Here is a 20,785-nt window from a genome sequence, read left to right on the forward strand (position 1 = left end):
ATGTGGTCCCTCACACCCGTTTATCTCCAGTCAGAGAAACTCTGGGGCTGTTCGTCCAGAACTTTCGAAGAAAGTGGCACGGGGCTGCTACACTGCGCGACATTTTGTTTTGCAGGCCAGTCCCGTGACCACCATCGCCACCGCTTTTAATACTCTGCCGCTGTCCGCCGCCATGCTGGCTAACCTCGAATCCCTCGGTTATGCCCAGATGACGCCGATCCAGGCGCAGAGCTTGCCGGTGATCCTCAAGGGGATGGACCTGATCGCCCAGGCCAAGACCGGCAGCGGCAAGACCGCCGCATTCGGCATCGGCCTGCTGAACCCGATCAACCCGCGCTACTTCGGTTGCCAGGCACTGGTGATCTGCCCGACGCGCGAACTGGCCGACCAGGTCGCCAAGGAAATCCGTCGTCTGGCCCGTGCCGAAGACAACATCAAGGTCCTGACCCTGTGCGGCGGCGTGTCGTTCGGCCCGCAGATTGCTTCGCTGGAACACGGCGCGCACATCATCGTCGGCACCCCGGGCCGCATCCAGCAGCACCTGCGCAAGGGTTCGCTGGTCCTCGATGGCCTGAACACGCTGATCCTCGACGAAGCCGACCGCATGCTCGACATGGGTTTCTACGACGCCATCGAAGACATCATCATCAAGACCCCGGAGCGTCGTCAGACCCTGCTGTTCTCCGCGACGTATCCGGTGGGCATCAAGCAACTGGCCTCGAAGTTCATGCGTGATCCGCAAACGGTGAAAGCCGAAGCGTTCCACGATGACACGCAGATCGAGCAGCGTTTCTACGAGATTTCCCCGGAAGATCGCATGGGCGTGGTGACGAAAGTCCTGCACCACTTCCGTCCGGCTTCCTGCGTGGCGTTCTGCTTCACCAAGCAGCAGGTGCAGGAAACCGTCGATCACCTGACCGCCAAAGGCATTTCCGCGGTCGGCCTGCACGGCGATCTGGAACAGCGTGACCGCGATCAGGTGCTGGCGATGTTCGCCAACCGCAGTACGTCGGTACTGGTCGCCACCGACGTCGCCGCCCGTGGTCTGGACATCGATGCGCTGGACATGGTGATCAACGTCGAACTGGCGCGTGATTCGGAAATCCACATTCACCGCGTTGGCCGTACCGGTCGTGCTGGCGAGAAAGGCATCGCGATCAGCCTGGTTGCTCCGGGTGAAGCGCACCGTGCACAAGCCATCGAGCAACTGCAGAAGTCGCCGCTGAACTGGGATCAGGTCGATAACCTCAAATCCCAGGGCCTCGCCCCGCTGCAACCGCCGATGACCACGCTGTGCATCGGCGCGGGCCGTAAAGACAAGGTTCGCCCGGGCGACATTCTGGGCGCACTGACTGGCGATGCCGGTATTCCGGGTGCGCAGGTTGGCAAGATCGCGATCTTCGACTTCCAGGCTTATGTAGCCGTGGACCGCACCGTGGCCATGCAGGCCTTGCAGCGTTTGAACGACGGCAAGATCAAGGGCCGCTCGCTGCGCGTACGTATCCTGTAAGAACAACGTAACTCCCCTGTAGGAGCTGCCGCAGGCTGCGATCTTTTGACTTTGTTTTTTAAGAGCAAGATCAAAAGATCGCAGCCTGCGGCAGCTCCTACAGTTCGTTTTGTGGTGATATTTCAGAGGACACCGTTTTGCGCTCTACCGAAGTCGTGATCATTGGCGCTGGCGCCGCTGGGTTGATGTGTGCACTGACCGCCGCCGGGCGTGGGCGTCAGGTGCTGCTGCTTGACCACGCGAACAAGGCCGGCAAGAAAATCCTGATGTCGGGCGGTGGCCGCTGCAATTTCACCAACATGTACACCGAGCCGAGCAATTTCCTCTCGCAGAACCCGCATTTCTGCAAATCCGCACTGGCGCGCTACACCCAGTGGGATTTCATCGGCATGGTCGGCAAGCACGCCGTGCCGTACCACGAGAAAAAACTCGGCCAGTTGTTCTGCGATAACAAATCCAGCGACATCCTTGGCATGCTGCTGGACGAATGCGATCAGGCCGGCGTCGAGTTGCATCTGGACACGTCGATCCAGACCATCGAGAAAGTCGAGAACGGTTACCTGCTCGACACCACCCTAGGCCAGATCCAGTGCCAGTCGCTGGTGATCGCCACCGGGGGTCTGTCGATCCCGACGCTGGGCGCCACCGGGTTCGGTTATCAGGTCGCCAAACAGTTCGGCCATGAGTTGCTGCCGACCCGCGCCGGTCTGGTGCCATTCACCATCACCGATCAGCTCAAGGAGCTCTGCACCGAGTTGTCCGGGACGTCAGTGGATTGTCTGGTCAGCTGCAACGATCAGAGCTTTCGCGAGAACATCCTCTTCACTCACCGTGGCCTCAGCGGCCCGGCGATTTTGCAGATTTCTTCGTTCTGGGAATCCGGCGACACGGTGGAGATCAACCTGCTGCCGGATCACGACGCCGCGAGCTGGTTGCAGCAGCAAGTGGCCGAGCGCCCGAACAGCGAGCTGAAAACCCTGCTCGGTGAGATCTTCACCAAGAAGATGGCCAATCTGCTGGCGGACAACTGGTTTGCGTCCAAGCCGATGAAGCAGTACACCCACGCGGAACTGGCGGAAATTGCCGAGAAGCTGGGCAACTGGAAAGTCGTGCCGGCGGGGACTGAAGGTTATCGCACCGCCGAAGTGACCCTCGGCGGCGTTGATACCCGTGAAGTGTCGTCGAAAACCATGGAATCGCTGAAAAGCCCCGGCCTGTACTTCATCGGCGAAGTCCTCGACGTCACCGGGCATCTGGGCGGCTTCAACTTCCAGTGGGCCTGGGCCTCGGGCTACGCCGCCGCGCAGTACGCTTAATTCAAAGCTAAATACAAAAACCTGTGGGAGCTGGCTTGCCAGCGATGAGGCCGGCAGATCCAACATCATTGTTGACTGTCATGCAGCCATCGCTGGCAAGCCAGCTCCCACAGGGTTCCGTGCCCAATTCAAGATTTAGTTCTACACAAGATCTCAAAGGAACACTTTTTGCTGTCAGATGTGATCGGCGCCATTGCGTCGGCGTCATTACTGGCTCAATTTAGCGGCATCGCCTCGGAAGGCCTTCGCACTTCATGTCCTCGACCTCGTTTCGTCAGTCTTTGCGGCGCCTGTGGGCGCTGGATAAATTCAGCTACAGCGTGCGGGTGTTCATCGCCCTGACCGGCAGCATGGCGCTGTGTTGGTATCAGGATGAAATGGGCCTGTTGATCCCGTTGTTCCTGGGGATTATCGCCAGCGCCCTGGCCGAGACCGACGACAGTTGGCAGGGCCGCCTCAATGCACTCGCGGTGACGCTGGTGTGTTTCAGCATCGCCGCGCTGTCGGTGGAATTGCTCTTCCCCTACCCGATCGTGTTTGCCATTGCATTGGCGCTGGCCAGTTTCGGTCTGACCATGCTCGGGGCGCTCGGCGAGCGTTATGGCGCGATTGCCTCGGCGACGCTGATTCTGTCGGTGTACACGATGATCGGCGTTGATCAGCGCGGCGGTGCGGTCACCGATTTCTGGCACGAACCGATGCTGCTGGTCGCCGGTGCGGCGTGGTACGGCTTGCTCTCGGTGGTGTGGCAGGCGCTGTTTTCCAATCAGCCGGTGCAGCAGAGTCTGGCGCGGTTGTTCCGTGAACTGGGTTTTTACCTGAAGCTGAAATCCTCGCTGTTCGAGCCGATCCGGCAGATGGACGTCGAAGCCCGGCGTCTGGAACTGGCCCAGCAAAACGGTCGCGTGGTGGCGGCGCTGAACAGTGCCAAGGAAATCATCCTGCACCGCGTCGGCAACGGCCGTCCCGGTTCGAAAGTCAGCCGTTACCTGAAGCTGTACTTCCTCGCGCAAGACATCCACGAACGCGCCAGCTCCTCGCACTATCCGTACAACGCGCTGGCCGAAGCGTTCTTCCACAGTGACGTGCTGTTCCGCTGCCAACGCCTGTTGCGCCAGCAGGGCAAGGCCTGCCGCGCGCTGGCCGAATCGATCCAGATGCGCCAGCCGTTCATCTACGACGCCAGTTTCGCCGAAGCCCTCAGTGACCTCGACGCCTCCCTCGAGCACCTGCGCATCCAGAGCAACCCGGCGTGGCGCGGATTGCTGCGCTCGCTGCGTGCCCTGGCAGCGAACCTTGGCACCCTCGACCGGTTGCTCAGCGACGCGAGTAATCCGGATGCCTTGGCCGATGCGACCGACAGCAGCTTGCTCGACCGCTCGCCGCGCAACCTCAAAGACGTCTGGATTCGTTTGCGCACGCAGCTGACGCCGACCTCTTTGCTGTTCCGTCATGCCCTGCGTCTGCCATTGGCGCTGAGCATCGGCTACGGCATGGTGCACTTGATTCACCCGTCGCAAGGCTACTGGATCATCCTCACCACGCTGTTCGTCTGCCAGCCAAACTACGGCGCCACGCGGCGCAAGCTCGGCCAGCGGATCCTTGGCACCGCTATCGGCCTCACCGTGGCGTGGGCGCTGTTCGATCTGTTCCCAAGTCCGTTGGTGCAGTCGTGCTTTGCCATCGCCGCCGGCGTGGTGTTCTTTACCAACCGCACCACCCGCTACACCCTGGCGACGGCGGCGATCACCATCATGGTGCTGTTCTGCTTCAACCAGGTCGGTGACGGTTACGGACTGTTCCTGCCACGGTTGTTCGATACCTTGCTCGGCAGCCTGATTGCCGGCCTGACGGTGTTCCTGTTCCTGCCGGACTGGCAGGGTCGACGCCTGAACAAAGTGCTGGCCAACACCCTGACCTGCAACAGCATCTACCTGCGCCAGATCATGCAGCAATACGCCGCGGGCAAGAGCGACGATCTCGCGTATCGGCTGGCCCGGCGCAATGCGCACAACGCTGATGCGGCGCTGTCGACGACACTGGCAAACATGCTCATGGAGCCGGGGCATTTCCGTAAGGAAGCGGATGTCGGATTCCGCTTTCTGGTGCTGTCGCACACGTTGTTGAGTTATCTGTCAGGACTTGGCGCGCATCGGGAAACTCAGTTACCCGCCGATGTGCGTGAGCATTTGATTGATGGCGCCGGGGTGAAACTGGCGACGAGCATTGATGAAATCGCCCAAGGGCTGGCGAACAAGCAGCCTGTGGCGATTCAGAGTGACGAAGAAGAAGCGCTGGCCAATGAGCTGGAGCAGATGCCTGATGAGATTGATGAAGGCCAGCGGTTGGTGCAGACGCAACTGGCGTTGATCTGCCGGCAGTTGGGGCCTTTGCGGACGTTGGCGGCGCACCTGATCAAGGACACCTCCGAAGTTTGAGTTGCCTTGGCGGGCCTCATCGCTGGCAAGCCAGCTCCCACAGGATTTGTGTACACCGCGAAACCTGTGGGAGCTGCGGTGCGACGATTCGACTTGCCAGCGATGAGGCCATCAGCAACAACGCAACTCTGAGATCAGAAACTCACATCCCATGCTGCCTCAACAACTTGTCATAACTCCCATCCGCCTTCATCGCCGCAATCGCCTTATCAAATCCCGCGACAATCTGCTCATGCTGCGGATTCTTCAGGCTCACCAAGATATGCAGGCTGTTCTCACTCAACGGCTTGGGCAAAAACTCCACCGAATTGCGCACCTTGGCTGATTCGCGCGCCAGGTAATACTTCGCCACATACTCATCTTCCAGCGTCAGCTTGACCCGATCCGCTGCAAGCATGCGCACGGCCATGGCAAAGTTATGCACAGGGACTTTCTGCAACGCCGTGTCGGCATCGAACGGCGCCGAATAGGCGTAGCCGCGCACCACCGCAATCGGATAGGTGTGCAGTTGCTGCAGATTTGAGTAATCGAGTGGCGTGTCTTTGCGCTTGAGAAAGCGGATGCGGTTGAGCAGGTATTCACCGGAAAACTGGCCGAGCCTGGTCCGTTCGTCGTTGTACCAAGCGTTGACCAATACATCGTAGCGGCCCTCGCCAACGCCAAGCAGCGCCCGCGCCCAAGGCACCTGCTCGTAGCCGCTGGCATAACCGGCCCGGGCCAGCGCAGTTGTGACGATGTCGGTGGCCAGTCCGCCGTTGACCAGCGTGTCGTCGGTAAAGGGTGGCCAGATATCAAACACCAGCCGCAGCTTATCCGCTGCAGCGGTCTGAGCCAGCAAGAGCAATCCGGTCAAAGCAAAGGCTCGATGCAAACGCGGCATGCTTGAAAATCCTTAGCGGGCGAGTTGCCCAGCATGTTTTCAGTCAAAACCCCAAGGCCCCTTACCGGCAAAACCCAGGCCCTAACATTAGCTCATTGCAGCCAGTGCACAGGGCTCTCCAGCAGATTACACAAAGTCGCCGAGGCTGCGAGAAAGGAATGATGGCATTTTGACCTTTGTCACAGACTCTTACGCCATAAAGACATCTTTGCCGCAGGCGCTTAGTATCGGGCGACACGTTCAAGGAATCGGCAAATGACAATCGAATGGGTCTGCAAACATCACAGTGATCTGGGCAAGGAACAGCTGTACGCGCTGTTGAAGCTGCGCTCGGACGTGTTCGTCGTCGAGCAGAAATGCGCTTATCCGGACCTCGACGGTCAGGATCTGGAAGGCGATACCTATCACCTGATGGGTTGGGAAGATGACCAGTTGATGGCCTACCTGCGCCTGCTGGATCCGGAATCCCAGGGCGGCGACGTGGTGATCGGCCGCGTGATTACCGCACCGCAGGGGCGCGGCAAAGGGCTGGGGCACGAAATGATGGAGCAGGCGCTGAAACAGGCCGAGAAGCATTGGCCGCAAGTGCCGATCTATCTGTCGGCGCAGGCGCATTTGCAGGGGTACTACGGCAAGTACGGGTTTGTTGTGGCGGGTGAGGAGTATCTGGAGGATGACATTCCGCATATCGGGATGCGTCGTTCCTGAAGAGCCCCTCACCCTAGCCCTCTCCCAGAGGGAGAGGGGACTGACCGAGTTGTGCAGCACTATCCGCCGACCTGAAAAACCGCGTCGATTATGGATTCAGAGGAATTCGCTCAAGTCGGCGTAACTCTCCAATATCCCCCAATCGGCCCCCTCTCCCTCGGGGAGAGGGCTGGGCGGGCGGCGTTCCGATGAGGGGCTTTTCAGGGATATCCCAGAACTGCCTTGATCTGCCGCAAATTACGCTCGATCCAACCGCGATCAATCGCTCCCCACCCACGAATCCGATAGCGCCCCGCATGGTTGCGCGCGCCCTCTTCCTGCTCGAACTCACAGACGATATCCAGATCGGCCAACGCGGCAATCGTGTCCTGCGCCGTGCGCCTTGGCATGCCGGTCACTTCGGTCAGCGTCGGCACACTCGGCGCCAGACCGCTGTCGATCAGGTACGCCACATACAAGCGGCGGTAGAAACTGCTTTTGGTCTTGCTGACGTCCATCCACACCTTCCTGGTTGCGTACTGTTAAGCCTGCATATCGCGCCACGTCAGGTACACGCGCAGATCAAACTCGACCTGGTGATACCCCGGCAGCATGTGCTCGCACAATTTATAGAACGCCTTGTTGTGATCCGACTCCTTGAAGTGCGCCAGTTCATGCACCACGATCATTTTCAGAAAGTCCGGCGCGGCGTCCTTGAACAACGAGGCGATACGAATCTCTTTCTTGGCCTTGAGCTTGCCGCCCTGCACCCGCGACACCGTGGTGTGCAGACCCAGTGCGCGGTGGGTCAGGTCGAGGCGGTTGTCGAACAGCACCTTGTCGATGGCCGGGGCGTTGCGCAGGTATTCCTGCTTCAGGTCCAGCGCGTAGTTGTACAAGGCCTTGTCGCTTTGCACATCGTGTCGCCCCGAATAGCGTTGATTCAGGTATTCACCCAGACGCCCTTCGGCGATCAGTTGGCGCACCTGGTCCTGCAATTGCGCGGGATAGGCCTGAAGGTACTTCAACACAGTCATGACGAGCGACACGGTTCAAAAAAGGTCTGCCAGTGTAGCGAATTCAACCGGGCAGCGCGCTCCAGTCAAACGGTTCGGCGAAGCTGACCGCGTCCTCGGCCATCAATGGCCGCGCGACGAGGAAGCCTTGCACGTACTCACAGCCGTGGGCTTGCAGCCATTGGTATTGCTCGATGGTTTCCACACCCTCGGCGATCACCAGCAAACCGTATTGCTTGCACAGACTGATGACCGTGCTGACCAGCGAGGCGTCGCGTTTGGAGTCCGGCAATCGCGCGATGAGATGGCGATCAATTTTCAGCGTATCGAGCTCCAGATCGCGCAGATGCGCCAGCGAACACGGCCCGGAACCGAAGTCATCCAGCGCCACCCGCACCCCAAGATTGCGCAGCAAACGCAGCTGTTTGCGGGTTTCATCGGGGTTTTGCATCAGCGCTTCTTCGGTGATCTCGACCTCCAGTTGCCGAGGCTGCAAGGCATGTCGCTCCATGACTTGCCGCAACTCTGTGACCAGATTCGGCAGACTGAACTGGGTGTTGCTCAAACTCACGCCAAGCACCAGATCTTCGGCAAACAGGGTTTCCCAGGCTTTGCGCTGGCCGGCGCCACGATGATAGATCCAGCTGCCGAGGCGACTGATCAGCCGCGCTTCTTCCAGCAGCGGCAAGAATAACCCCGGCGGCACATCGCCAACGCTCGGGTGCTGCCAGCGCAACAACGCTTCAAAGCCACGAATCTGGCCCGTGTCGATAGCCACTTGCGGTTGATAGACCAGATTGAAATCGCGATTCTCGATGGCGGCACGCACGCTCTCTTCGAGCATCAACCGCGAGCGCGCCCGGCCATTCATTTCATGATCGTAGAAACGATATTGCTGACGTCCGGCACGTTTGGCCTCGTACATGGCGATGTCGGAAGCACGCAGCAATCCATCGAGGTTCGAGCCGCAGTCCGGGTAAGTGGCGATGCCGATGCTGGCGCCGAGAGCGATGTCCAACCCTTCGATCTGCTGACAGATCGACACCCGCTCGATGAGTTTTTCGGCAATCTTCGCCGCTTGCTCGGGAAACTCCAGATCCAGCAGCGCGGTAAATTCATCGCCGCCCATGCGCGCGAGAATGTCGAACGGCCGCAGACAGGCTTTCAATTGCTCGGAGACCCAGCGCAGCACGCGATCACCAGCATCGTGGCCTAGCGAATCGTTGACCCGTTTGAAGCCATCAAGATCCAGATACAGCAAGACCCAACTGCTATCACTGCGCTCACCACGCAACAGCAGATTTTCAACAGTCTGGTAAAAGCCGCGGCGGTTGAGCAACCCGGTCAGTGGATCGGTCACCGCTTGGAATTCGAGTTGCTGGTGCAAGTGCCGCACCACCGACATGTCCAGCACGGTCACCACCATCGCGTGTTGCTCGGCAGGCAACGCCGCACACGACAAGGCCACCGGCACTTGCTGGCCGGGCGCGGTGCGCAGCAAGGCATCGTGCAGTCTTAATGTTTCGCCACGCTTGTAGCTGGCATAAAACTCGGAATCGGCCCACAGCGGAATGTGCGGCTTCTGTAGAAAATCGAGAAACTCTTTACCTTCCAGCTCCTTCACCGGCGCATTCAACAACCGCGAAATCGCCGGATTGGCAAAACGGATCAAACCGTCTTCGCCCACCACCAGAATGCCTTCGGCGGCGTTATCCAGCACCGAGGCATTGAAGGCGCGTGCCACTTCCAGGTCATGACTCAGGCGCTGCAAGGCCCGGCGATTGCGCTGGTGTTCCAGCAACGCCTGCACTTTGGGCTTGAGTATCTGCGGGTCGAACGGCTTGAACAGGTAATCCACCGCGCCACTGGCATAGCCCTTGATCACAGCGTCCTGGGATTGTTCGTTGGCGGTCAGAAAGATGATCGGCGTCAGGCGCGTGCGCTGACTGCCGCGCATCAGCCGCGCCACTTCAAAGCCGTCCATGCCCGGCATCTGCACATCCAGCAGCACCAGATCGACGTCATGCGAGAGCAGAATATTGAGCGCTTCGAATCCGGAGGCTGCGGTGAGGACGTGCCAATCCTGTCGCTGCAGCAACGCGCGCATGCTGATCAGATTTTCAGGGTAATCATCAACGATCAAAAGGACAGAGCTGCCTTCACCTGGCGGGGGTTGCGCGCATTCCATGCTGCTTCTCTTGTCGGGACTTTCGGTCGGTTTCCGGTAAAAACCGCACACATACTGAGCCTTCACTCTAGTACTGGATCCAAGAAAGCAGAAGCTGTCATCAGGCCATCATTTAACCAAATCGTGAATTTGCCGACTAACGGTCACCGCTGTAACCCCCGGAAACCGGCAGAGATGGCATTTCGACAGGATGTTGACGTCAATCATCTGCCAAACGGGCATTAACAAAAAATCCCTCTACGCTTATAAAGGCCGCCCCAAAACGTGCGGGCTAGAGCTTCTGGCACGTACGTGCAGTGAATTTTGAGTGGAAGAACCGACATGATCGATCTCGCAACCTGGAACCTCAGCGTTCCCGTTGGCAGCCCGCCATACACCGTCGAAACCTCCAAACTGGTGAACGGCTTCAAAGATCAGTACTTCCATTCCGACACCGGCACCTTGTTCTTCTGGTCACCGGTTACCGGGTCAAAAACCGAAAATGCCATTTATCCGCGCACCGAACTGCGGGAGACCTACAGCAACGGCAGCCTGCGCAACTGGTATTACCCGGATGCCGACAACCTGCTGCGGGCGACCCTCACCGTCAACAAAGTGCCCAGCTCGGGCAAGATCGTCATCGGCCAGATTCATGCTTATGAAAGCCAGAAGCCGATGGTCAAACTTGAATATCAGTACAAGACAAAAACAGAAACCGGCAATCTGGTGATCAAAGTGCGCATGCACCCGGATGATGACGAAAGCCGTGTCATCACGCTGGCTACCGGGATCAAACTGGATCGCGAATTCAACTACCTCATCCACTTAAGCCCCGGCGGCGCATTGGGCATCAGTGCGGCGGGTTATCAGTGGGACTCACAGATCAGCGCGACATGGCGCAACAAGCCGTTGTACTTCAAGGCTGGGGTTTATGTGCAGGACAACACCGGGTATACGAGTGAGGGCGGGCAGGTGACGTTCAGTAAGCTGGATATTGATCATGATAAATAACACTGACCTGAGCATCAATTATCGATGACTTAAAATCAAAATCGGCAGACTTTCTCAAGTCTGCCGCATGACATTGATATCGCAGCAAAGATGAAATTAACTACTTTTAAAATCAAACATCGCAATCAAAGAAAACGCTTTTTCTTCAGCACAATAGATCACACCCTTCGGATAATCTCCGCCTCGCTCCAAACAAACAAAGCCCTTGGCACTCCTTGAGTTATCAATCCCGTCCAACTCCAGCTGCACGTGGGCAGCTGTGCCGGGGGCACCCAAATTGTGCGGTTCGTCAAGCGGAAGGTTTTTGCGGAAGGAGGAACCAATATAGAACTCATTCCTGCCTAAATACTGAAAAAATTTGAAATTAAAATATTCTCCACTGTGTTCCAAAAACTCTCTACCACGAATTGAGACGGTAAAGCTTTCCCCCCCGGGAATCGCCAGAAACATTTGAACGTCGCCAACACCAACACTGGTAACTCTTTTGTCCTTTTGCATTTTTTCCATCCTGAAAGATAACTGAGCGCCCACGATAGATCGCCAATAAACTTTCCACACCTGTAAGATCTGACAGGTTTTTATACCTAAAAAATATAGCCAGTGTCTTTTTAGAAGCTTAATCAACAAACCTGATCAGTTATCCAGCCAAAAACTGGATACTTGGTTGAACGCTCTCGAATTTGGATTACACCCAGGCGACGCTTTATTTAAACGACACGTTTAGTTTTCTCGGCCGTCACTTCCGGATGCCTACAACAGCTTGCGCCGTTGCCTACCACTACGCCAGAATCCGCCGGCTTGTGCGCCTGGCGGGCCATCGGTAACTTGATTCGCGTCACTGATTTCCAGTGATCGGGTTTAGTAGCCCGTGGTGTTTTTCAGTTTTGTGCAAAGCGCATCCGTCGGTGATTGCTGTCCGACTTGATGGTGGCTGTGTGCAGGGCGCTTCGGCGCGCCGGTCAATGCTGAATACTCCCCGGTCTACTAACCTGCGCACAGCTGCCACCCTTCTTTTAGTAGAGAAGACGAAGCGGCTCCATCAGGAGTTTTCAGCTAATGATCAAATCAACGCCACACCCGCCAGAAACAGATCCCGCATCCCCCTACGAATCCCTCGACTCAAAAAAACTCAGTGACGCCGCAGAACGCGCCCTCGACCATTACCTAAAACCGTCCGCCTTCATCATGGCCAGCACGCATAAACCCGAGCCCATGTACCTCGCCAACCCGAAGTACAACACCGAATCCCTGCTGGCCAACGCCAGCGAAACCCTGGGTTCAGCCAGCGAAATGCTCAACAACTTCGCCGCCATGCTCGACACCTCACACCGCAAGACGGCGCTGGGCATTGCGCAAGTGGTCATGCTTGGCGAGCTGGCGGTGAATCAGGCACTGGATCATGTCGAACTGAAGGAATAACCGCCCACAAAAAACCCGCCTCACGGCGGGTTCCTGAATAGCAATAAGCGCTAAAGCGTAGCTAAACGCTGCTATCTCCCAATACAGGCTTAAGCTTCAACCCCGACCCAACCGAATCATTCAAGGCAACTGTACGCCCGGCATCCCATTCGCGTTGCATCCCCACAAACAATTCAGCATCCACTCGGAACCGATGAGCAGCCAGTGCCTGACTCATTGCCTCAGCTATCCGATCAATGATCAATGCCGGCCTATCCACCGCGCAGTGTTTGCGACCGAACTCAATAAGTTGCTGGCGATCCGGGTAGTCTTTGGTTTTATTCATTTTGATTGCCAGGGTACGGTCAACCAGTGACCGCCCGGACTTCGGGTTGTAGTTTTCATAGACCGTGGTGGTCGTAACATCGTAAATCGGGGCCAACTGCACGGTTTCTGGAGCCGCGGGCTGCGTGTATATCACGCCGAAGTTCTTCAAATGTGCATCGCCATTGCGCACCATCACCGAAAGGCAGACAGAGGAAAAGTATCGCTCCAGCTCTCGTATCGGTTCGGCATGGCGACATACCTGGCGGATGACAGCCGCGAGGGTTTCATAGCTCTGCGAATACTTGTAATTGTCGTGAGGATCTTTGTTAAGACCCAACAGTACCGCCATGTCTTCGAAGCCGAGCCGGCCGGACGACGTCAGGTCAAACCGCTCCATGACAAACAGCTCACCGCTCTCGGAAAGCCAGAACGGTGGCGTTTCCAATCCTGCCAGCCTCGCCGCCTCCAGACACAGAAACTCGTTCTGGGCCAAGTGCTCATACTCCTCGGCTCCTGATTTGACGATAAGATCGGAGCTGAGCATGGTTTTTCGGCTACCGGTGAGTTTGTCCAGGTCAGGCACTAGTACCTTGGGCTGCACTCCGGAAATACCCGACTCGAAGTAGGTTTCAACCAGAAAGTTGAAAACACCCTGAGAGGCGTCGGCAGACAGAATGTCTTGCAGACCGACCTGTGCGCGCACAGCGGTAGAGGGCTCAGTCGGATTTTCATAAGTAAGGCGCCCAATCTGATTACCGCCAATGACCGATAGCAGCCGCATTTCATCGACCTGCATATGCTTGGCCATCCGACGCTTGATCTGATCGGCCAGAAAACCCTCCGGCACATTCATATCGAAGATCGGGTGCAGCACATTGCGCACCGCGGGCGTCGGGTCATAGGGCATGACCAACGAGACTTCCCGAGACGCTTCTGCCGTCTGGTAGGCAAACGAGAACTGCGAACCTTTGGATAGCTCGCCCGCGCAGCCTTGCGGCGTCATGACGTTGAGTCGTTTTACCTTATTCATCATGCTCTACCAGATCGGCAAGCGACTTGAGATCGATTCGGTTGTCGACAATTTCGAGCGCCATGCCCAACGCGGCAATCACCCGGAACACGGTATAAAAAGCGACGTTTTCACCGGCCTCAAGATCGATAATGGTCTTGCGACTGCATTTGGCCTTATGCGCCAGCATTAGCTGACTGTAGCCCTTGGCTTTTCGCAGCTGACGAATGCGTTCGGCGAAAATCGCAGGATTATCAAGGATCAAAATGTCACCTATATGGGACTTTAAGCTGATAAAAATCATTAAAGTTCACTATAGGTGACATTTCAAGTGCGAATTTCCAAGTATCGCTACCAAACATTTCACCCACAAAAAACCCGCCTCACGGCGGGTTTCTTTCAAAGCTGTCTAACGCTCAGGCTTAGTTAACCTTCGCGTTCAACTCACCCTTCAGATAACGCTGATACATCGCTTCCAGCGAGATCGGCTTGATCTTCGAAGCATTGCCGGCAGTGCCGAACGCTTCATAACGAGCGATACACACATCACGCATCGCCGTCACAGTCGCGCCGAAGAATTTACGCGGGTCGAATTCGCTCGGGTTGGTGGCCATCAGGCGACGCATTGCGCCGGTGGATGCCAGGCGCAGGTCAGTGTCGATGTTGACCTTGCGCACGCCGTGCTTGATGCCTTCGACGATTTCTTCAACCGGTACGCCGTAGGTTTCTTTGATGTCGCCGCCGTACTGGTTGATGATCGCCAGCCACTCTTGTGGCACCGACGAGGAACCGTGCATCACCAGGTGGGTGTTCGGGATGCGTTTGTGGATTTCCTTGATGCGGTCGATTGCCAGCACGTCACCGGTAGGTGGCTTGGTGAACTTGTAGGCGCCGTGGCTGGTGCCGATGGCGATGGCCAGGGCATCGACCTGAGTGCGTTTAACAAAGTCAGCGGCTTCTTCCGGGTCGGTCAGCATTTGGCTGTGATCCAGAACGCCTTCGGCGCCGATGCCGTCTTCTTCACCGGCCATGCCGGTTTCCAGCGAACCCAGGCAGCCCAGCTCGCCTTCTACCGAAACGCCGCAGGCGTGCGCCATGGCCACGGTTTGTTGGGTAACGCGGACGTTGTAGTCGTAGTCGGTCGGGGTCTTGCCGTCTTCGCCGAGGGAGCCGTCCATCATCACCGAGCTGAAGCCCAGTTGGATCGAGCGCTGGCAGACGTCAGGGCTGGTGCCGTGGTCCTGGTGCATGCACACCGGGATGTGCGGGAACTCTTCGATCGCGGCGAGGATCAGGTGACGCAGGAATGGCGCGCCGGCGTATTTACGGGCGCCGGCCGAAGCCTGGACGATCACCGGGGAGTCAGTCTTGTCAGCGGCTTCCATGATGGCGCGCATCTGCTCAAGGTTGTTGACGTTGAAAGCTGGAACGCCGTAGCCGAATTCGGCTGCGTGGTCCAACATCTGGCGCATGCTGATAAGTGCCATTGTGTGTGTCTCTCCCGGTTGAGGGTCGTTAATCGTGCCAGCCTGCCGGAGCGGCGGCGGCTATTCAAGTGATTGCAGATCGGGGGTTGAGGCCCGGTCTGGTGATTCGATAAAGCAAAATCCTGAGAGCTACACAGAACCCCTGTGGGAGCGAGCCTGCTCGCGAAAGCAATCTTGCAGTCGCTGATGCAGTGCCTTTCAAACCGCTTTCGCGAGCAGGCTCGCTCCCACATTAGAACTGTGGTGTGTCAATTACTGCGCTTTGCAGCCGCGGCCGATCAGGTCATTGGTGGCGACCCAGTACACCAGGCCTTCCTCTCCCTTGACGTGAAACGCCAGCATGCCGTCGCTGTACAGCGTACCCGAGGCGCCCGGCTCTTCTTTCAGGCGATAGACCTGATCACCGCCGCCCAGTCGAACGTCGACTTCCTTCTGGCCGGCATCAGCGTAACGCCACAGCACTTTGGCCTGGCTGTCGCAGGTCCAGGTGGTCCAGTTATCCGCCGGAGCAGACGACTGAAACAGGTTCAACTGCGCGCAACCGCCCAACAATGCCAACGCCGCAATGGCGATCAAGCCTTTCATCCGTGTTCCTCGACTGACAGCACACGCCGCCAGCCCTGAGTTAAAGAGTCAGACCCGTCAAGGACAACCATGTTCCTTGGCCGGGGTTTGCGTCTCGTATTTGTCCAGGCCGTCCGGCCCCGAGCGCTTGTTCAGCACCGGGTTGGTTTCGGCCTGCCAGTCGGCCTGATAACAGCCCTTCTGCGACTCGCTCGGTGCCGGCGTGGCTTCGGCCTTCGGGTTACTCCCGCAGGCCGCCAGCGTACCGGTCAGCAACAACAGCGCTAACGACTTGACCATGAAAACACTCCTTTGCCTGGCCAAACGGGCGGCCTCAGGCCTTGGCCCGGCTTTCCAGGACTTCAACGGCTGGCAGCACCTTGCCCTCGACGAATTCGAGGAACGCGCCGCCACCGGTGGAAATGTAGGAGATTTGCTCAGCCACGCCATATTTATCGATCGCGGCCAGGGTGTCGCCACCGCCAGCAATCGAGAATGCCGAGCTTTCAGCAATGGCCTGGGCCAGCACTTTGGTGCCGTTGCCGAACTGGTCGAATTCGAACACGCCGACCGGACCGTTCCACAGAATAGTTTTCGACGACTTCAGCAGTTCGGCGAAGTTGGCTGCGGTTTGCGGGCCGATGTCCAGAATCATGTCGTCAGCCGCGACGTCAGCGATCAGCTTGACGGTCGCTTCAGCGGTTTCAGCGAATTCTTTGGCAACCACCACGTCAACCGGCAGCGGCACGCTGACTTTGGCAGCGATGGCGCGCGCGGTGTCGAGCAGATCCGGTTCGTACAGCGACTTGCCAACCGGGTGACCGGCGGCCGCGAGGAAAGTGTTGGCGATGCCGCCGCCGACGATCAGTTGATCGCAGATCTGGCTCAGGCTGTTCAGCACGTCGAGTTTGGTCGACACCTTGGAGCCGGCAACAATGGCCGCCATTGGCTGAGCCGGTGCGCCGAGGGCTTTGCCCAGTGCATCCAGTTCGGCGGCCAGCAGTGGGCCAGCAGCGGCGACTTTGGCGAACTTGGCCACGCCGTGGGTCGACCCTTCGGCGCGGTGAGCGGTGCCGAACGCGTCCATCACGAACACGTCGCACAGGGCGGCGTATTGCTGGGCCAGTTCGTCAGCGTTCTTTTTCTCGCCCTTGTTGAAGCGCACGTTTTCGAACAGCACGATGTCGCCGGCCTTGACGTCAACGCCGCCCAGGTAATCAGCCACCAGCGGCACTTCGCGGCCCAAGGCCTTGCTCAGGTAGTCAGCGACTGGCTTGAGGCTGTTCTCGGCGGAGAATTCGCCTTCGGTCGGACGGCCAAGGTGCGAGCAAACCATCACGGCCGCGCCTTTCTCCAGGGCCAGCTTGATGGTCGGCAGCGAAGCCAGGATACGCGCGTCGCTGGTGACAACACCGTCCTTGACTGGGACGTTGAGGTCTTCGCGGATCAATACGCGCTTACCTTGCAGATCGAGGTCGGACATCTTCAACACGGTCATGGGTCGCACTTCCTACGGTTTTTTTGAAGTTGCTGTTTGCAGATAGTGTTCTGCAACGTCCAGCATTCGGTTGGCAAAACCCCACTCGTTGTCGAACCAGGCCAGGATGTTCACCAGCTTGGGGCCGGAAACACGGGTCTGACTGGCATCGACGATGGCCGAATGTGGGTCATGGTTGAAATCACAACTGGCGTGCGGCAGCTCGGTATAGGCGAGCAGACCTTTGAGCGGGCCACTGGTGGCAGCCTCGCGCAGGATCCGGTTGACCTCATTGGCGTCAGTCGCGGTGGCAGTCTGCATCGTGATGTCGAGGCAGGACACGTTGACCGTCGGCACGCGTACGGCTTTGGCCTGAATTCGCCCGGCAAGTTCCGGCAGCAGGCGCTCGATACCGCGCGCCAGACCAGTGGACACCGGGATCACCGACTGGAACGCCGAACGGGTGCGGCGCAGGTCTTCGTGGTGATAGGCGTCGATCACTGGCTGATCGTTCATCGCCGAGTGAATCGTGGTGATCGACACGTAATCGAGGCCGATCGCCTTGTCGAGCAAGCGCAACAGCGGCACGCCGCAGTTGGTGGTGCAGGAGGCGTTGGACACCAGCAGTTCGTCGCCGGTCAGGCAATCCTGATTGACGCCGTAAACGATGGTGGCGTCGACATCCGCCTCGCTGGCCATTGGCTGCGAGAACAACACACGTGGCGCGCCGGCGTCGAGAAAGCGCTGACCGTCTTCACGGGTGTTATAGGCACCGGAACACTCAAGCACCAGATCGACGCCCAGCGACGCCCAATCGATGCCTTCGGGGGTGGCACTGCGCAGGACCTTCACGCAGTCGCCATTAATATGCAGACAATCGCCTTCTACTCGCACTTCGCCGGGAAAACGGCCGTGGGTGGAGTCAAAGCGTGTCAGGTATTCGATGCTGGCCATGTCCGCCAGATCGTTGATCGCGACAATTTCAAACCCGGCTTTTTCGCCTCGCTCAAACAACGCACGCAAGACGCAACGACCAATCCGGCCGTAGCCGTTGAGTGCAACTTTGTAGGGACGCGGTTGAGGCATGGGGTTCTCGATAGTATTCGCTACAACACACCCCCCTGTAGAAGCTGCCGAAGGCTGCGATCTTTTGATCCTGTTTTTTAAGATCAAGATCAAAAGATCGCAGCCTTCGGCAGCTCCTACAGGGGAACGCGGTGGCCGGGGCCACCGCATTCGTACTGCTTAGTCTTCCAGCAGCTCTTCAGCCTGACCGAGGATGTTTTCCAGGGTGAAGCCGAACTCTTCGAACAGTGCCGAAGCCGGAGCCGATTCGCCGTAAGTGGTCATGCCGATCACGCGACCTTCCAGACCCACGTACTTGAACCAGAAGTCGGCGTGAGCCGCTTCGATCGCGATACGTGCGCTGACCTGCAACGGCAGCACGGCTTGCTTGTAGCCGGCGTCCTGAGCATCGAACACGCTGGTGCACGGCATGGAAACCACACGCACCTTGCGACCTTGCTCGGTCAGTTTGTCGAAGGCCTGAACCGCCAGACCGACTTCCGAACCGGTGGCGATCAGGATCAGCTCAGGCTCGCCTGCGCAGTCCTTCAGCACGTAACCGCCACGGCTGATGTCGGCAATCTGGCCGGCATCGCGTTCCTGGTGCTGCAGGTTCTGACGCGAGAAGATCAGCGCCGATGGGCCGTCCTTGCGCTCCAGAGCGTTTTTCCAGGCCACGGCCGATTCCACGGCATCGGCTGGACGCCAGGTGTCGAGGTTCGGGGTAGTGCGCAGGCTGGTCAGTTGCTCGATCGGCTGGTGCGTCGGGCCGTCTTCGCCCAGACCGATGGAGTCGTGGGTGTAGACGTGGATCACTTGCTTCTTCATCAGCGCCGACATGCGCACGGCGTTGCGGGCGTATTCCATGAACATCAGGAAGGTCGCGCCGTAAGGCACCAGACCGCCGTGCAGGGTCACGCCGTTCATGATCGCGGTCATGCCGAACTCGCGCACGCCGTAGTACATGTAGTTGCCGCTGGCATCTTCAGCGCTGACGCCCTTGCAACCTTTCCACAGGGTCAGGTTGGAACCGGCCAGGTCAGCCGAACCGCCGAGCAGTTCCGGGAGCAATGGGCCGAACGCGTTCAGGGTGTTCTGGCTGGCTTTACGGCTGGCGATGGTTTCGCCTTTGGCCGCAACTTCAGCGATGTAAGCCGAAGCTTTTTCGGAGAAATCGGCCGGCAGCTCACCGCTCAGACGACGCACCAGTTCGTTGGCTTCGGTCGGGAATGCAGCGGAGTAGGCAGCGAAACGCTGATCCCACTCGGCTTCGGCCGCGCGACCTTTTTCCTTGGCATCCCACTCGGCATAGATGTCGGCCGGGATTTCGAACGGACCGTGGTTCCAGTTCAGCGCCTGACGGGTCAGGGCGATTTCCGCGTCACCCAGTGGGGCGCCGTGGCAGTCTTCTTTGCCCTGCTTGTTCGGCGAGCCGAAACCGATGGTGGTCTTGCAGCAGATCAGCGTCGGCAGCGGGCTCTTGCGCGCGGTCTCGATGGCGGTCTTGATCTCTTCCGGATCGTGACCGTCAACGTTACGGATCACTTGCCAGTTGTAGGCTTCGAAACGCTTCGGCGTGTCATCGGTGAACCAGCCTTCGACTTCGCCGTCGATGGAGATGCCGTTGTCATCGTAGAAAGCGATCAGCTTGCCCAGACCCAGAGTACCGGCCAGGGAAGCGACTTCGTGGGAAATGCCTTCCATCATGCAGCCATCACCCAGGAACACGTAGGTGTGGTGGTCGACGATGTTGTGGTTTGGACGGTTGAACTGCGCTGCCAGAACTTTTTCTGCCAGAGCGAAACCGACGGCGTTGGCCAGGCCCTGACCCAGCGGGCCGGTGGTGGTTTCAACGCCCGGGGTGTAACCGAATTCAGGGTGGCCCGGGGTGCGGCTGTGCAGTTGACGGAACTGCTTGAGGTCTTCGATCGACAGGTCGTAACCGGTCAGGTGCAGCAGCGAGTAGATCAACATCGAGCCGTGGCCGTTGGACAGCACGAAGCGGTCACGGTCGGCGAACGATGGATTGCTCGGGTTGTGCTTGAGGTAGTCGCGCCAAAGCACTTCGGCGATATCTGCCATACCCATAGGGGCACCGGGATGGCCGCTGTTGGCTTTTTGCACGGCATCCATGCTGAGGGCACGAATGGCGTTGGCACGCTCACGACGGCTAGGCATCGCTGATCTCCTGGGTTCTGGTAAGTCGAAACGGAAAAAAGGAGGGCATTTTCCCTCACCGGGGCGCCTCGGGGCAATGACAGATAGTCATCGGGGGGCGTTTTTCCAATGGATAGCGGCGCTTTCTGTTGGTGAAACCTTTCCGCTACTCGTTTGTAGAGTTAACCGCCTGGTGAGAAGTGCCATTTATCGAGCAATATCAAAACTTTTTGATATTGCCCTTGCGATGAATTCCCCCCGTCTCTAGACTGCGGC

General features: G+C 58.2%; 19 protein-coding genes. 6 read left to right on the forward strand and 13 right to left on the reverse strand.

Annotated features, from left to right (window positions below):
* Nucleotides 1-124 precede the first annotated feature (124 nt).
* From dbpA to yccS, 3 genes are all read left to right on the forward strand, one after another.
* Entirely contained in the window at nt 125-1,510 is a 1,386-nt protein-coding gene (dbpA, locus tag M5G26_RS18985) for an ATP-dependent RNA helicase DbpA (RefSeq protein ID WP_064388129.1), read from the forward strand.
* A gap of 137 nt (nt 1,511-1,647) precedes the next feature.
* The gene (locus tag M5G26_RS18990) at nt 1,648-2,826 is read left to right on the forward strand and encodes an NAD(P)/FAD-dependent oxidoreductase (protein WP_273916216.1); all 1,179 of its coding nucleotides are present in this window, start codon (nt 1,648-1,650) and stop codon (nt 2,824-2,826) included.
* A gap of 254 nt (nt 2,827-3,080) precedes the next feature.
* Entirely contained in the window at nt 3,081-5,264 is a 2,184-nt protein-coding gene (gene yccS, locus M5G26_RS18995) for a YccS family putative transporter (protein WP_273916217.1), read from the forward strand.
* 142 nt (nt 5,265-5,406) lie between these two features.
* Here yccS and M5G26_RS19000 read toward each other — a convergent pair whose 3' ends face one another.
* Nucleotides 5,407-6,144 (reverse strand): substrate-binding periplasmic protein, encoded by a 738-nt coding sequence (locus M5G26_RS19000; protein ID WP_016987244.1) that lies wholly within the window; start codon nt 6,142-6,144, stop codon nt 5,407-5,409.
* A 255-nt stretch (nt 6,145-6,399) separates the two neighbouring features.
* On the opposite strand from M5G26_RS19000, the gene M5G26_RS19005 reads away from it, so the two are divergent.
* Nucleotides 6,400-6,852 carry a GNAT family N-acetyltransferase gene (locus M5G26_RS19005; protein WP_099757392.1) on the forward strand — a complete coding sequence of 151 codons (453 nt, stop codon included), beginning with the start codon at nt 6,400-6,402 and terminating at the stop codon, nt 6,850-6,852.
* 200 nt (nt 6,853-7,052) lie between these two features.
* Here the strand turns inward: M5G26_RS19005 and M5G26_RS19010 are convergent, their stop codons facing one another.
* Genes M5G26_RS19010 through M5G26_RS19020 form a run of 3 tightly spaced genes read right to left on the reverse strand, consistent with a single transcriptional unit; the run spans nt 7,053 to nt 10,035 of the window.
* The gene (locus M5G26_RS19010; RefSeq protein WP_273916218.1) at nt 7,053-7,349 is read right to left on the reverse strand and encodes a winged helix-turn-helix domain-containing protein; all 297 of its coding nucleotides are present in this window, start codon (nt 7,347-7,349) and stop codon (nt 7,053-7,055) included.
* 24 nt (nt 7,350-7,373) lie between these two features.
* A complete protein-coding gene (locus tag M5G26_RS19015; protein WP_141126202.1) occupies nt 7,374-7,868 on the reverse strand; it encodes a M48 metallopeptidase family protein in 495 nt (164 codons plus the stop codon).
* Between the two features lie 43 nt (nt 7,869-7,911).
* A complete protein-coding gene (locus M5G26_RS19020) occupies nt 7,912-10,035 on the reverse strand; it encodes a putative bifunctional diguanylate cyclase/phosphodiesterase (RefSeq protein ID WP_273916219.1) in 2,124 nt (707 codons plus the stop codon).
* A 321-nt stretch (nt 10,036-10,356) separates the two neighbouring features.
* Here M5G26_RS19020 and M5G26_RS19025 point away from each other — a divergent pair, with 321 nt between their 5' ends.
* On the forward strand, nt 10,357-11,025 hold the full coding sequence (locus M5G26_RS19025) for a polysaccharide lyase family 7 protein (protein WP_134176100.1): 669 nt from the start codon (nt 10,357-10,359) through the stop codon (nt 11,023-11,025).
* A 96-nt stretch (nt 11,026-11,121) separates the two neighbouring features.
* On the opposite strand, the gene M5G26_RS19030 is transcribed toward M5G26_RS19025, so the two are convergent.
* Nucleotides 11,122-11,523, reverse strand: a complete 402-nt coding sequence (locus M5G26_RS19030; protein WP_273916220.1) for a hypothetical protein — start codon at nt 11,521-11,523, stop codon at nt 11,122-11,124.
* Nucleotides 11,524-12,081: 558 nt separating this feature from the next.
* Between M5G26_RS19030 and M5G26_RS19035 the strand changes: the two genes are divergently transcribed.
* Entirely contained in the window at nt 12,082-12,444 is a 363-nt protein-coding gene (locus tag M5G26_RS19035; protein WP_273916221.1) for a DUF6124 family protein, read from the forward strand.
* Nucleotides 12,445-12,505: 61 nt separating this feature from the next.
* Here M5G26_RS19035 and M5G26_RS19040 read toward each other — a convergent pair whose 3' ends face one another.
* The 8 genes from M5G26_RS19040 to tkt all read right to left on the reverse strand — a co-directional run bounded on the left by M5G26_RS19040 (nt 12,506) and on the right by tkt (nt 20,530).
* Nucleotides 12,506-13,780 (reverse strand): type II toxin-antitoxin system HipA family toxin, encoded by a 1,275-nt coding sequence (locus M5G26_RS19040; RefSeq protein ID WP_273916222.1) that lies wholly within the window; start codon nt 13,778-13,780, stop codon nt 12,506-12,508.
* Entirely contained in the window at nt 13,773-14,063 is a 291-nt protein-coding gene (locus M5G26_RS19045; RefSeq protein ID WP_273916223.1) for a helix-turn-helix transcriptional regulator, read from the reverse strand. Before M5G26_RS19045 ends, M5G26_RS19040 begins: the two co-directional genes overlap by 8 nt.
* A 118-nt stretch (nt 14,064-14,181) precedes the next feature.
* On the reverse strand, nt 14,182-15,246 hold the full coding sequence (gene fba, locus M5G26_RS19050; protein WP_008081027.1) for a class II fructose-bisphosphate aldolase: 1,065 nt from the start codon (nt 15,244-15,246) through the stop codon (nt 14,182-14,184).
* Nucleotides 15,247-15,498: 252 nt separating this feature from the next.
* Nucleotides 15,499-15,831 carry an MliC family protein gene (locus tag M5G26_RS19055; RefSeq protein ID WP_016987235.1) on the reverse strand — a complete coding sequence of 111 codons (333 nt, stop codon included), beginning with the start codon at nt 15,829-15,831 and terminating at the stop codon, nt 15,499-15,501.
* A 57-nt stretch (nt 15,832-15,888) separates the two neighbouring features.
* Nucleotides 15,889-16,110 carry a hypothetical protein gene (locus tag M5G26_RS19060; RefSeq protein WP_007913756.1) on the reverse strand — a complete coding sequence of 74 codons (222 nt, stop codon included), beginning with the start codon at nt 16,108-16,110 and terminating at the stop codon, nt 15,889-15,891.
* Nucleotides 16,111-16,144: 34 nt separating this feature from the next.
* Complete coding sequence (locus M5G26_RS19065) at nt 16,145-17,308, reverse strand: phosphoglycerate kinase (RefSeq protein WP_007913753.1); 1,164 nt, start codon at nt 17,306-17,308, stop codon at nt 16,145-16,147.
* Nucleotides 17,309-17,320: 12 nt separating this feature from the next.
* Nucleotides 17,321-18,373 carry an erythrose-4-phosphate dehydrogenase gene (gene epd, locus M5G26_RS19070; RefSeq protein WP_093429868.1) on the reverse strand — a complete coding sequence of 351 codons (1,053 nt, stop codon included), beginning with the start codon at nt 18,371-18,373 and terminating at the stop codon, nt 17,321-17,323.
* 159 nt (nt 18,374-18,532) lie between these two features.
* Complete coding sequence (gene tkt / locus M5G26_RS19075; RefSeq protein WP_093429867.1) at nt 18,533-20,530, reverse strand: transketolase; 1,998 nt, start codon at nt 20,528-20,530, stop codon at nt 18,533-18,535.
* Nucleotides 20,531-20,785: the final 255 nt, after the last annotated feature.

The organism is Pseudomonas sp. TNT2022 ID642, from assembly GCF_028656995.1.
Taxonomy (GTDB): Bacteria; Pseudomonadota; Gammaproteobacteria; order Pseudomonadales; family Pseudomonadaceae; genus Aquipseudomonas.